This is a genomic window from Halalkalibacter sp. HAAS-P014, assembly GCF_056619965.1.
In genome coordinates this window covers 246,181-259,893 of the sequence record NZ_JBWQTV010000017.1, presented here as the reverse complement: position 1 = coordinate 259,893, position 13,713 = coordinate 246,181, and the positions used below count along the sequence as shown (strand labels likewise).

The 13,713-nt window shown below is 40.1% G+C and carries 13 protein-coding genes; 2 read left to right on the top strand and 11 right to left on the bottom strand.

Annotated elements, in window-relative coordinates:
- Positions 1-90, top strand: a 90-nt coding sequence (locus tag AC1FXZ_RS15435) for an IS3 family transposase (RefSeq protein WP_480050685.1), incomplete at its 5' end; no start/stop codon positions are given.
- A gap of 313 nt (positions 91-403) precedes the next feature.
- Positions 404-1,405, top strand: a complete 1,002-nt coding sequence (locus AC1FXZ_RS15430; RefSeq protein ID WP_480055201.1) for a sodium-dependent bicarbonate transport family permease — start codon at positions 404-406, stop codon at positions 1,403-1,405.
- Between the two features lie 47 nt (positions 1,406-1,452).
- Here the strand turns inward: AC1FXZ_RS15430 and AC1FXZ_RS15425 are convergent, their stop codons facing one another.
- From AC1FXZ_RS15425 to AC1FXZ_RS15375, 11 genes are all read right to left on the bottom strand, one after another.
- Positions 1,453-2,958: a sulfatase-like hydrolase/transferase gene (locus AC1FXZ_RS15425; RefSeq protein ID WP_480055199.1), complete on the bottom strand. Its 1,506-nt coding sequence runs from the start codon at positions 2,956-2,958 to the stop codon at positions 1,453-1,455.
- A 40-nt stretch (positions 2,959-2,998) separates the two neighbouring features.
- On the bottom strand, positions 2,999-4,306 hold the full coding sequence (locus AC1FXZ_RS15420) for a TRAP transporter large permease (protein ID WP_480055197.1): 1,308 nt from the start codon (positions 4,304-4,306) through the stop codon (positions 2,999-3,001).
- A gap of 27 nt (positions 4,307-4,333) precedes the next feature.
- Complete coding sequence (locus AC1FXZ_RS15415) at positions 4,334-4,876, bottom strand: TRAP transporter small permease (RefSeq protein ID WP_480055195.1); 543 nt, start codon at positions 4,874-4,876, stop codon at positions 4,334-4,336.
- Between the two features lie 73 nt (positions 4,877-4,949).
- Positions 4,950-6,050: a TRAP transporter substrate-binding protein DctP gene (gene dctP, locus AC1FXZ_RS15410; protein ID WP_480055193.1), complete on the bottom strand. Its 1,101-nt coding sequence runs from the start codon at positions 6,048-6,050 to the stop codon at positions 4,950-4,952.
- A 321-nt stretch (positions 6,051-6,371) separates the two neighbouring features.
- Entirely contained in the window at positions 6,372-7,295 is a 924-nt protein-coding gene (locus AC1FXZ_RS15405) for an alpha/beta hydrolase (RefSeq protein WP_480055191.1), read from the bottom strand.
- A 144-nt stretch (positions 7,296-7,439) separates the two neighbouring features.
- Positions 7,440-8,573 (bottom strand): FAD-dependent oxidoreductase, encoded by a 1,134-nt coding sequence (locus AC1FXZ_RS15400; RefSeq protein WP_480055189.1) that lies wholly within the window; start codon positions 8,571-8,573, stop codon positions 7,440-7,442.
- A 157-nt stretch (positions 8,574-8,730) separates the two neighbouring features.
- Positions 8,731-9,480 carry a GntR family transcriptional regulator gene (locus AC1FXZ_RS15395; RefSeq protein WP_480055187.1) on the bottom strand — a complete coding sequence of 250 codons (750 nt, stop codon included), beginning with the start codon at positions 9,478-9,480 and terminating at the stop codon, positions 8,731-8,733.
- Between the two features lie 26 nt (positions 9,481-9,506).
- Positions 9,507-10,181, bottom strand: coding sequence for a 3-oxoacid CoA-transferase subunit B (locus AC1FXZ_RS15390; RefSeq protein ID WP_480055185.1), 675 nt, complete (start codon positions 10,179-10,181; stop codon positions 9,507-9,509).
- Positions 10,174-10,869, bottom strand: coding sequence for a 3-oxoacid CoA-transferase subunit A (locus AC1FXZ_RS15385; RefSeq protein ID WP_480055183.1), 696 nt, complete (start codon positions 10,867-10,869; stop codon positions 10,174-10,176). Before AC1FXZ_RS15385 ends, AC1FXZ_RS15390 begins: the two co-directional genes overlap by 8 nt.
- 16 nt (positions 10,870-10,885) lie before the next feature.
- Complete coding sequence (locus AC1FXZ_RS15380) at positions 10,886-11,824, bottom strand: MBL fold metallo-hydrolase (RefSeq protein ID WP_480055181.1); 939 nt, start codon at positions 11,822-11,824, stop codon at positions 10,886-10,888.
- 92 nt (positions 11,825-11,916) lie between these two features.
- A complete protein-coding gene (locus AC1FXZ_RS15375) occupies positions 11,917-13,611 on the bottom strand; it encodes a CocE/NonD family hydrolase (protein WP_480055179.1) in 1,695 nt (564 codons plus the stop codon).
- Between the last annotated feature and the right edge of the window lie 102 nt (positions 13,612-13,713).

Below are 13,713 nucleotides of genomic sequence, written 5' to 3'. Positions count from 1 at the left end.
GATGATTATGTTCATTGGTTCAATAACATTCGAATTCACGGAACACTAGGCTATTTAACACCAGTCGAATTCAAGCAACAGACCTTATAATTTTTGTCCAGTTTAGTGTTGACATTCCATTTTCCTCTTTTTCTTGTTTCAGGGCTCCAGCCTCTCTCTCTGACATCTTCGTTTTCCTCTTCCTCTTGTTTCAGGGTTCCAGTCCCTCTCTCTGACGTCTTCGTTTTCCTCTTCCTCTTGTTTCAGGGTTCCAGTCCCTCTCTTTGACTCCTTTAAGGCTCCAGTCATCTCCGTATTTACTACGAATAAACTTTATAATAGCAATAATCATTATAAAACAGACTTCCATTAACAAAGATGATTAATAAATAGCCAAATTTAAGGGAAGATAAGGATATGCGGGGTGAGTAAGGTGGAGCTGATTTATGATATTGCCTATACAAATTTATTGTCGCCAATGATTCTGTTTTTCATTATTGGAATTATCGCTGTACTCGTCAATTCAGATTTAAAGGTTCCTGAAGCTGTATATACTGGTTATACAATGATTATTCTCTTAACGATTGGGATAAAAGGTGGGACAGAGCTTCGAGATGTTCAACTAATCGATATGGTTCCAACTATTATTACCGCTATTTTTTTGAGCATCTTCATGTTTTTCGTGGCATTCCTTCTTGTACGGTTTTTATTTCACTATTCCGTTACAAATGCGTTAGCCATTTCTGCCCATTATGGTTCGGTAAGTGCTGTTACTTTTATAGCAGGTATTGCTTTCTTAGATAAAACAATGATTTACTATGAGCCATACATGTCAGCTGTTCTAGTTATTATGGAAGGCCCTGCTATTATCTTAGCAATCATTTTCTATAATATTTACAAACAAAAGAACGGTGGCACTGACAATACTTCTATTAATTATAAGCATGTTGTGAAGGAAGCATTTTTTGGGAAAAGTATTTTCTTGCTTTTAGGTGGTATTTTTATCGGTTTGGTTGGCCATATGGATGGGTTAGTTCAAATTAGCCCCTTCTTTGGTGAGTTGTTTTACGGTATTTTATGTATCTTTTTGCTTCACATGGGTATGGTTGCTACGCAAAGCATACGTAATATCGAAAATTTCAAGATCACTTCTTTACTGTTTTCATTTATTTTACCCGTCATTGGAGGAACGCTCGGAGTTCTAGCTGGAAGTATGCTCGGTCTATCATTAGGCGGTGCCGTTGTACTTGGCTTTTTAACGGGAAGTGCCTCCTATATCGCGGCACCTGCTGCTGTGGAACAATCGATGCCCAGTGCTAACTCAGGCATTTACATTGGATCCTCTTTAGGTTTAACTTTGCCGTTTAACTTAATTATAGGGATCCCTTATTATTATTGGTTTGCAACCGTTTTGTATGGAGGATAGAAATTGCACTGCCTCTATCCATTGAATAGGGCAGTGCAACTCCTAACCTAATGATGTCCAATTGGGCTTTCATAAGCCATAAACGAATTCATCGGACGACGCTTGCCTTTAACAGCTCTTTTTCCTGGAGCCTTTGCTTTTAACTCCTTATTTTCAATAGCAGGATCTTGTTCTCGTAAAGATAAGATCGTAACTAGTTTGTTCCGGTACTCTGTTCTTTTTTCGATTTCCTTCTCAGCTAAGTTGTGAATTTCATTTGGATCATCTTGAATATGAAACAACAATTCATAGCCGTCTTCTTCATACCAGATATACTTCCATTTTCCGTCCGTTACCATGAGAGAGCGATGTCCATCTCTGCCAAGTTCTCCTAAAATCACATCCCGAACCGTCTTAGATTGCTCTTTCATAAGGGGAAGTAGACTGCTTCCGTCAACTCCATCTGGAATCGTACCGTTACCGATCTCAACAAGTGTTGGCAATAGATCCTGCAAACCGACAACTGCATCATTCGTGCTATTTGGTTCCCACTCATCGCCTAGACGACGATCTCCTTGAAATGGAGGTGTAATGATTAATGGGATATTACAAGAGCCTTGTAGAAAATTAAATTTTTGCCAGAGGTTATGATCTCCCAAATTGTCGCCATGATCGGCTGTAAAAACAATCCAAGTATTATCTAACATTCCCTCTTCTGCCAAGGTTCCAATAATTCTATTAATCTGTCTATCAATATGAGTAACCGATGCATAAAAAGCGCGCTTTGCCAATTCAATTTGATTTTTTGTCAGGTTCTTTCCAAACGATAAACCCATTTGGTGGTTGGCTGGGTGGCTTTCTGCCCAATCACCAATAGGAGAGTCGGGTATTTCTTCATTTTCATACACATACAGATCGTTCATTAACGGTGTTAATGGTGGATGTGGAGCTGTAAATGATGTCCATAAAAATAACGGCCTCGTCCAGTCACGTCTTTTAATTTGTTTACAAGACTGTTCGGCGATCCATTCTGTAGGATGTAGATGATCAGGTAAATGCCAAGGAGTCACAGCATATTCGTTCATCGACAATCCATGTGCAAATGCTTTGCCTGGGTACCCTTGTTCAGCTAACCATAGTTCGTAATCATCATACCCTCTGTTTTCTCCACTATCGGCACCGAGTAACCGTCCTTCCTCACACAAAAGCATCTCTTCGAATCCATAATGGCACCTTTCCGGATAAACGTGCATTTTGCCCACTACTTTTGTTTGGTACCCTACATCACGAAGCTGTTTTGGCAAGGTTTCTTGTACAGGAAGTTCAAAACCTGCTCGGTATTCTTTTATGCCTAAAGTGTCTCCTTCCCTCCCTGTCATAATCGATGCCCTTGCTGGAATACAAACAGGTGCCGGGGAATAAGCTTGCGTGAATCTCACCCCATTTTCTGCAAGTCTATTAATATGTGGCGTCTGAATCGCAGAATGCCCTGCACAACCTAATAAGTCTGCTCTGAGATGATCACACGTAATAAATAAAATATTTGGTTGATCTGGTTTATTTTGATTTCTCATATTTTACCTCCTCTAAAATTGGTGGGACGAATTCTACTACTTATCCCATCAATGACGGTAAGAACGTAATGATTTGTGGGAACAATATGAATATAGCGATAATAACAAAGTCTGCTAGAACGAACGGAATTGCTCCTTTATAAATATCTCTAAGATCACTTCCAGGTACGGTTCCTTTAAGAATAAATAAACTCAAACCAAATGGAGGAGTTACAAGCGCTACTTCCACAAGGAATACAATTAGAACTCCAAACCATATTGGGTCATACCCCAAAGAAATAACAGCTGGAAAAATAATTGGCAGGGTTAAGAACATTGCTGAAACCATGTCAATAAACATTCCAAGTATGAGGTACATAACAATGACACCTAAAAGGATCACAATCGGTTCGACTGGTAACGAAACTAGAAATTGAGAGAATTTTGTTGGGATCGTAGAAATAGACAGAAAATAACTGAAAATGAACGTCCCACCAATTAAGATAAAGATCATACAAGTTGTCTTCATTGTTTGAACCATGCTATCTCGTATAATTTCCCATTTGAATCCTCTTGTCACTAACACCATGATAAAAACGATAAAGGCACCGGCAGCCCCTGCTTCAGTTGGTGTAAAAAAACCTGTGTACAATCCTGCAAGTATTGCAGCTACTAAAAGTAAAAACGGTGTTACCCCTTTTAATGATTTAACCTTCTCACTAAACGGAACTTTCTCTTGTGCTGGCGCAATCCCTGGATTTCTTTTCACCAAAATATACACTAAAACCATATAAACTAGAGCTGCCGTTAATCCAGGTAATAGACCCCCAATCAGTAATTTACCAATCGATTGCTGTGTAATAATTGCAAAAATAATCATTAATATACTTGGTGGAATCAATACCGCTAAAGGACCAACTGAAGCAATAACTCCAAACGCTAGCTTTTTATCCACTCCAGCTTTAACCATTTCTGGATAGGCAATCCTTGATAAGGTTGCTGTTGATGCTGGTCCTGACCCAGAAACAGCCCCAAACCCCGCTCCACCGACAACGGTTACCTGTGCCATTCCTCCAGGAAGATGACCAACCCATTTATTTGCAGCATTAAACAACTGATTCACAATCCCACAATGATAGGCAAGAAACCCCATTAAAATAAACATCGGTATCGCCGTAAAATTATAATCTGTAAGAGTCTCAAAAAACGTATTCCCCATAATATTAAAAGCAGGTGTTGTCCCTCTTATAAGAGCAAACCCGATAAAACCGACAATGATCATAACAAATCCTACTGGGACCTTTAAAAAGACAAGGATAACCATTAGAATGAGCCCTAGTATTCCGATAACTTGTGGATCCAAATTCATCCCTATCTCCTCCTTTCAACAAACCAACTATAAAAATTCAACACTATCATCATCTTCTTTTTTCGTATTAGTCTGGGTATTAAATAGTAATAGGAGGATATCAATACACAGTCTAATAAAAAGTAACAACATTCCTAACGATACAACTGTCTTTGCTGGCCATAATGGAAGACGCAAAAGACTATTGGCTTGATAGGCTTGCTTAACAAAAGCATCCCACGCTTGCAAACCACTTTGCCAAACGATAATCCCGATCCCTACTAAACCGATTACATAACCAAACAACTCAATGAATCTCAAGATTTTTTTTGGTAATGATTGTACGGCCACTTCAACGCTAATATTTTCCCTTTCTCCTTGTACATAAGCAAACCCAAAAGCGACGATGGCTGCAAAAAGGTTAACGACAATTTCATAGGTTCCGACTATTGGCTGCCCGAAGAAATTTCTCATTAGGATATTGGCTACAATCAAGAACATGGTAAAAAATACTAAAAACCCACTAATTAATATAAATGTAAACTCTATTTTTTTATAAAAGGAATTTATCCTAATAAGCAGAGAATTCATGAACACCGCTCCCTTTATATATAAATTGGCCAAAGGTAAATCAGTCAACCTGATTTACCTTTAGCATTAATGATTAATTAATGTGTGGATTTTCTGCTTCAAATTTTTCTACCAGTTCTTTAAACGTATTTAACGTCTTGTCTCCTGGCAAACCTCTACCTTCTTGCTCTTCGATCCATGCCTCAAACACAACTGGCGTTAGGACCTCTTCCATATATTGAGCCATTTCCTCTTCTGTCGGTTCTGTAATCGTTCCGCCATCAGCAATAAATTTCTCTTCACTTTCTTCTAAAGGAATTTGGTAATAGGTATTAAACAATTCAGGCTGTACGTCTTCTTTTACTTCTTGAATCATTTCTTGAAGATCCTCAGGTAGATCATTCCAAATGCCTTGATTGATGACATACATACCAGGAAGTGTTCCAACTGGTAATTTCCATGCATGCTTAGCTGTTTCTGTAAGTCCAAAGTTCATCGCACCTTCAATATTTAATGTGATACTATCGACAATTCCTCTTGTTAGCGCATCATAGGCATCTAAAATACTCATCCCTACTGGTGTCATTCCAAGTTCACCTGAAATCGCAGCTTCTGATTGTGATAGCGTTAAAATTTCTAACCCCGGTAAATCATCAAAACTAGCAACCGGCTCAGTTGAAACGATATATTGTGGTGGTCCTGAGAAGTTTCCAATGTTCACCACTCCCAAACCTTCTAATTCTTCATTTAGCTCTGGAATCTCTTGTTGCAATTTATTTAATGCACTAACTGCTGTCCATGAATGATCGTAAATACCAGGAATCGTACTAACAGAGTTCAATGGAACATTTCCTGGTTGCCATGCTGTAATAACCATTGCTACGTCAACTACGCCATTATTAATCGAATCAAGAATATCGAATCCATCTGATAACGCACCATTGTAATAACGGTCAAATACGATTTGTCCTTCACTTCTTTCCTCAATTTCGTCTAAGTAAGCATCCCAAGCTTTCGCAAGAGGAACTTCAGGAGGAAGATGCGTATTGGTTACTAACGTAAATGTCTCTTTTTCTTCCGATCCTTCAGAAGCTTCTCCACCTGAAGTACCAGACGGCTCACTCGTATTAGAGGAGCAAGCGATTAATCCTAACATCAAGATACAAAATAGTAGTGCTTTTAGTGTTCTTTTCATAAATACAACCCCTTTTTTATCATTATTTTGAACTATATAATTTTTGTCGCAGATAACAGCAACAAAAAAACAGAAAACTATTAATATAGATTATTTTCAGTAAATGAAGTTCAGAAAATTCTCCCCATCAGACTCGGTCTCTTTCAATAGAATTTCTACCTTCGTTTTGAGCAAGAAATGGAAAATTTTATGCAAACGCTTTCGTTAATTGAGTAAAGAATACGAGAGAACAGGCTATACTCTCTCAGTAGTTACTGTCACATAAGGCATCAAGCTTTGGTTCGCTTGATCCTTATGTGAGTCCCTTTTACTATCAATCTATTATTTTTTTAAGAAAGCACCAATGCGTTGGTAAACGTCTTTGTATTCGTCTAGATGAGTGAATTTACCTAAGAAGCCATGAGTAACACCTTCATATCGCTTTGTTTCAACAGGCACGCCACATTTTCTTAAATTCTCAGCAAATACCTCTCCTTCATCTCGCATTGGATCGAATTCTGTTGTCATCACAAATGCTGCTGGAAGATTTTCTAAATTCTCTTCTTTAATCGGTGAAACAAGTGGGTTCTTAACATCTGCTCCTCCAGATAAATAGAAAGAATTAAATTCAGGTAGCGCATCTGTTTCTACAAAGTACCCCTTCGCATTTTCTGTTAAGGATGGGTAACGAGCTTCATCGAAATCAAGGTCTAGTGATGGATAGAGTAATACTTGCTTCGTGATCGTAAATTCCTTTTTATCACGTGCCATTAGAGAAACAGCCGCTACTAAATTACCACCAGAACTATCTCCTGCAACAGCTAGGTTCTTTCCGTCCCACTTCAACTCATCTTGATTTTCTGTTGCCCATTTTGTTACGTTGTAACAATCTTCTAATGCAGCAGGATATGGGTGTTCAGGCGCAAGACGATAGCCAACAGAAATGACTTTATAACCGGACTCCATACATATTGGTCGTACTATTTCATCATGACTTTCTAACGTTCCTGAGAAAAATGCACCACCGTGGAAATACATAAGAACCGGATAAGAATCGCCTTCTCCTGGCGTATAAATTCTGACAGGAATTTCTGCTTCAGGAGTTTGGATCGTTCTTTCTTCCACAGAATGTACTTGTACGCGTTTTTCAACCGGTAAAACGGGTGCATCATGCATTTTTCTATATTCTACTGGGTTGATTTTTAGTGTAGCGTCAGAAGCAGGAATCGAATCCAAAATCTTTTTTATCTCGGGATGTACTGGCATTTATAAGAACCTCCAATATTTCATTCATTTTTAACTAGATTGAATTTCCTATCTATTTTAATGAGAACTTTTTGATAGGTTAGGCTGATTCGTTATTTTCATAATCAGCCTACCCTATAGAATCTATAAGCTTAAGCCCAAAACTTAACGAGCTGATTCAAAGTGTGCTTTTTCAGGGAAAGCGGTTTCAGCTTGATCAGTTGGGAATAGACGAGATAAGTCTTGATAAAGCTTTGTAATTGGTTTACGTTGCTCTTCATAGTTTTTCAATGCTTCGCCTATTGTAATAGTCCCTTCGATTGCGTTAGCAATTTCTACTGCTAATGCTTCTCCATCTTGGATCGCCATGTTTGCGCCTTGACCTTGATTGTGAAGCATCGCATGAGCAGCATCTCCGACAAGTGTTACAGTATTTGTGCTCCACTTAGTCATTGGTTCGATGTCAGCTAAAGGACGAGAGACAATGTCTTCTAAAGGAATGTTCTCAACAATCTTTTGTAGCGTAGGGCCAAAGCCAGTAATGCTTTCCATGATTTCTTCTTTAGTTAATTCTGGACGAAGGGCAAATTCACCAGGAACTGTAATATCTACAGAAACTTGATCGCGATGCTCTAGTGGCAATAAGTAAAATGAATTATCACCGTCTACGAAAATACGCAAGATGTTTTCTTTTGCCATGCCATGTGCATCTTTGTAAGGAATTAATGCACGATGTGCTAAATAACCAGAATAAATAGGGTCATGATTATTTCCCAATACTTGCGTTCGAATTGGGGAACGAATACCATCAGCTGCAATGACGATATCAGCTTCAATTTTTTTACCGTTTGTAAACGTTACTTCTGCATAATCACCATGATCCTTTATTTCACTTAAACAATGATTTAGGTGAAGCTGATCTTGTGAAAGAGGCGCTACCAATGTATCTAATAAATCTGCACGATGAATTAAACGAGCATAAGCTTCTGTTTTGTCATCAGTTAGTACTGGCCACGTTTCTCTAATTAATAATTGGTCATCTCCCTGGATAATTTCCATCGTGTCACTAAGTGCCGTTACCTTTTCCAAATCTTCATATAATCCCCACGTCTTAAAGCAGTTTACACTTGGTGGACGCAGACCAATTCCTGCCCCTACCTCAGTAAATTCAGATGATTGTTCGTACACATCTGCATGGATCCCTCTTGCTTTTAATGCGTTTGCAGTAGATGTACCTGCAATACCTCCCCCAATAATAGCAACTCTTAAATCAGCCTTGTTTTTACCATTTACTCCCATTAATAACATCCCCTTTCATTTGTGTACGCTCACATTTAATGAAATCTATAATTGCGAATTAGGTAATAACTTTTACTAGCGTCAAGTTTCAGAATTTTATAGTCACATTTGGTTAATTTACTCTCCATACACTCTCTTCAAAAGGGAAGTTTCCCCCTCATCGATTCATTGTAAAAGAATACTTGTAGTCATCAGCAATATGGACAGCACGTCTCCAACCGATGAGAAGGTCACTTCGGGTAAACATCTTTGTTTCTTCAATTAAAACTGGGTCTTCGACATTGATACATAAAGTCTCTGCTTCTTCACGATTTGCGCCAGTTGCCCAAATGTGGTGCTCACCTCGGGATAGAGAAATTCCCTGGTCGCGTTCGAGAAGCAGGAAGACACTTTCAGCCATCTCGAGTTCCTCTGTGTCAGGTTGAAAGTCTCGTGGAACACATAAGTAATTTTGTGTCCATACAAGTGGCTTTTCCTTTACGAGGATCAGTCGAGAGACTTTCAATACTTTGTCATTTGGTTTTAAACCAAGGATTGAGCGAACTTTTATCGGAGGTTGAACGTGACCAACGTCTAAGACTCGTGAGTCGCACTCCATGCCCTGTTCACGAAGGTAACCGACAAGCCCACCAAGCTTCAGTCCCGGGGGACGCACAGGAAGATCGCGTACAGGAAAAGTGCCTTTCGCTCGCTCCCTGTAGACATACCCCTCATTAGCCAGCTCCTTTAACGCCTGACGCACAGGCGCACGGCTTACATGAAACCGGCGCACAAGCTCCTCCTCCGTACTGATAGGACGTAGCGGACCGTCATTGTTAGTCCGCAGCTCTTCAATCAGAATCTCCTTGATCTGTTTATAAAGAGGAACGGAAGAATTGCGATCAATCGTCTGTATTTGTTTAATCATTTTCATCTATCTCCTAAGGTCTAGGTCTACTTAACTGTTAAAGATTCGCTCTTTTGAAGTGGGGCTGCCGTGCGTTCCTGTACGTATTCAAAATCAACACCAGGAGCGAGCTCACGAACAACAAGACCACTATCTGTTACATCAATTACTGCAAGGTCTGTATAAATACGGTCAACACAACGAGTTGCCGTCAAAGGAAATGAACACTTCTCAACGATTTTCGCTTCTCCCTTATTGGTTATATGCTGCATACAAAGGAAGACACGCTTACTACCAACCGTAAGATCCATTGCCCCTCCTACTCGCCCAAGAGTAGCGTTAGGGAGCTTCCAACTAGCTAGATCACCTTCCATAGAAACTTGAAATGCACCAAGAACCGTTGCATCAAGATGTCCACCACGAATCATCGCAAATGAATCTGATTGTGAGAAATAAGATCCACCTGGCTTCAACGTAATCGGCTCCTTACCTGCATTGACAAGATCCGGATCCTCTTGACCTGGCTCAGGTTTTGGTCCTAATCCAAGAAGGCCATTCTCACTATGAAGGATGATTTCACGTCCTTCAGGAATGTAATCGGCTACAAGTGTCGGTAAACCAATACCTAGATTAACAAACCATCCATCTTCTAAATCCTGTGCCACTCGAGCAGCTAACTCAGGCTTTTTCCAACCAACAATTTCCTTTACTTCCTTATCCATTTGCTAACACCTCTTTTCTAAGATGTGGTTCAACTAATAGTAAGCGATCGACGTAAACACTAGGAGTTATTACATTCTCTGGTTCAATCTCCCCAAGTTCTACGAATTCACTAACTTCAGCAATCGTAATGTTTGCTGCTGTTGCCATCACCGGATTAAAGTTACGCTGTGTTTTACGGTAAGTCAGATTACCCCAACGGTCAGCACGATCTGCCTTAATAAATGCATAATCACCTTTAATTGCCTTTTCTAAAATGTGGGTACGGCCATCGAAATCACACGTTTCCTTCCCTTCCCCAAGTTCCGTATTTACTCCAGTTGGCGTATAGAAAGCCGGGATTCCCGCACCACCTGCACGGATACGCTCTGCTAAAGTTCCTTGAGGAGCAATTTCCAATTCGATTACGCCTTTATTTAGACGCTCTATCAAATCGTCAGCATGTGGGCCGACAGGGAAAGAACAAATAATCTTTCGAACTTGATTATTGCTAATAAGTGCTGCAACACCGTCGCTAACTGCACCAATGTTATTTGAGACAACCGTTAAATCCTTTGCTCCTTGTTCGACGAGAGCTGCAACAAGATGTGACGGCAATCCACTTCCTCCAAAACCTCCAACAAGCAATGTTGCTCCATCTTTCATGTCTGCTACTGCCTGTGCTGAATTTTCAAACTTTTTTTCGATCATGATCAGTTTCCTCCTCTCATTTAATAAGTTCTTCTTTATAGCCATTTATCGTAACAAAGAACGCACAAGGCATATTACGTGGATCGCCTGTGTAACCTAATTCCTCTGCAATCCCAGCAAATGGTCCATACAATTCATGTTGATTTGCAGGAAGTCCATTTTCGATGTGACGCTTTACTAATTCACTCAATTTGGTATCCATATCTAGACTTGCTTGTAACAATTCTGTTACTTGCTCACTTTCAATTTGTGCACTTTGCATCTCGCCATTGCGATTGCGAAACGGATGTCCTAGATATAACCGTTGTGGGCGAATGTCTTCTAACAAGCGTTTTACACTTTTACGATAGAGCGTTGCGTTTTCAATCGTTGGTAATCCACTTGCCCCACCGTACATCTGAACGGCATCGGCAGCAAAAGCCCAACCTAACTCATCTAACAAAAATGTAACAGAACCAATTGAATGACCCGGCGTTTCAATTACCTTAAGTGAAATATCACCACCAAGGTGGATAGAATCACCTTCTACTACTTCCATATCTGGTTCAATACTGTCACCAATATCTGTTGTTAACATCTTGATATGTTTTTCTTGAATTGCTGGATCAGTAATGTATTTGCCTTGCAGCGCCTTGTAATCAACAATATGTTCATTCCGGTCGCGCAACAGTCTTGCTTCTTTTTTTGGAATGACCACTTTGGCGTTTCTTCCTGTCTTTTCCCATACTTGATAAGCGCCACCGAGATGATCGACATGACCATGTGTCAGTAAAATCCAACGAATATCTTCCATTTGAATACCATGTTCAGCTAATGTTGGCTCGATGTCTTGAGCTGCTGAGATATTCACACCCGTATCGATTATTACTGGCTCTGGTGCATCGACATAATAGGCAAATGCAGAGATTGGACCAAATTTACATTCAATCGGAATAACACGAACTGCATTTGTCATGTTGTTCACTCCTATAATCCATTTTGTTACCATACCTCCTTCTTCTCTATAAGAAGGAGGCACTACAGATTGTTCTTTACACGTGGTAAAATCTAGTTTGTAACGTCATGTTGTTTCGGAATAACTGGAAGAACTAAGCGTGATTGATGATCAGCATCCCGATAGATTTTGTGCATTGTCGCACGCCCACTTGGCAAGTGATAACTATCTGGTGGTAATAGCTTTGCATCTTCTCCATCAAGTGGTTCGTTACACGCTAGATCTAATTCAATCCGATGTCCTGGTTTAATTAAGAATGAGAACGGATACATACGAATCGCATACTCGTTAATTTCACCTGGTGTTACTGGTACGACACGGTTATGTGGGTGCCACGGTTCACCGTATGTTGATTTTTCTTCATTAAGCTCACGATGCGATGCCTTTAAGTAACCCGACGTCATTAACGTACGTTTACCACTTGGGTCAACCTCATAAAGCTTCGCAATGAAGTTTGTATCGTCTGTATCGATCTCAGCATATAGGTACAATGCTCCGGTACCTGTCATTTCAACAGGTTCTCTAAATTTATCACTCGTCCACTTAATGGTTTCTGATGTTGTTGTTACAGTTAATGGAGCTTGGTAGAAGCCATCTGGATGTGCATATTCAGCCGTTAAAGGTTCTGGTTTCTCGCTAATTTTGTGGCGAGGACGTAAGTAGAACTCTTTCTTTTCTTCATATGGCAACGGCCAGTGATCTTCTTTGCGCCATTTATGAGAACCTTCTACAGAGAACTGTACAGCCGGTTCGTCCATAATTCCGTTGTCAATGCCTTTTAGCCAGTAATCATACCAGCGAAACATCTCGTCATGGTTTTCATGGAATGGGCGCTCCAACATTGGTGGAAGTGCTTGAATATCAAGTTTTTTCACGCCTGATACTTTATGGAAAGCTTCAATTGTGCCTTCAACATTCCATCCACGTCCCCATTTCGCTTGGAAATAAGCTGGGATGTCTACTTTATGAGCTACTTGGATCGCACTATTTTCTTGCCAGAATTTTCCATCTAGTGGATTTAATAAGTAATCCATCCACAGTTCGTGACGGTCTTGATAATGTAAAAGGTGAACAAAGTCTGACCAATGCGCGATATCTGGATCGTTTAGGCGTTCTTGTGTTTTTTCCTTAAGCTCCTCTGGAGAGAATACTTTTGAACTTTTACTTGCTACGTTATTGAATGCGTTACCGCTATCGCCTCCACGTCCTTCACGAGAAGCACGAGGCATTAGCCACATAATCCCGCCATGATAGCAAAGTTCATATAGGTCAAAGTGTCCACCATTCGCAAAGATAGCTTTTAAATGTGGTGGCTTCTCAGCTGCACCTAAAATTTGAACAGATGCAAAGTAAGAGATACCGATCATGCCGAGATTTCCGTCACACCAATCTTGCTCAGCCAGCCATTCCACGATGTCATAGATATCTTTTCCGTCTCCATGACCACCAGAGTTATAGTTTCCACACATTTCTCCTTCAGAAGCACCTGTACCTCGAACATCTGCGATAATATGAGCATACCCTCGTGATACTACTTCGCGAATGTCACCTGCTTCAATCGCTCCGTTCCAAAGATGACTTGGACGTGCTTGTGGTGGTAACGTTAGCGCTTGCGCTTGCAGTTCTTTACCGTATGGACTGATAGCTAGTAATGCCGGTACTTTTTCTACTCCATCAGGAAGGTAGATATCACAAGCGATATGCACTCCATCACGCATAGGAATTTTTACGTCCTTCATGATTCTCATTTCAATTCGCTCCTCTTCTTAGCCCCACTAAAAATATATATCTCGATTCATTGTTTAGTAGATTCTGTTATTACGACTTCATCATCTAAGTGATAGTATGTT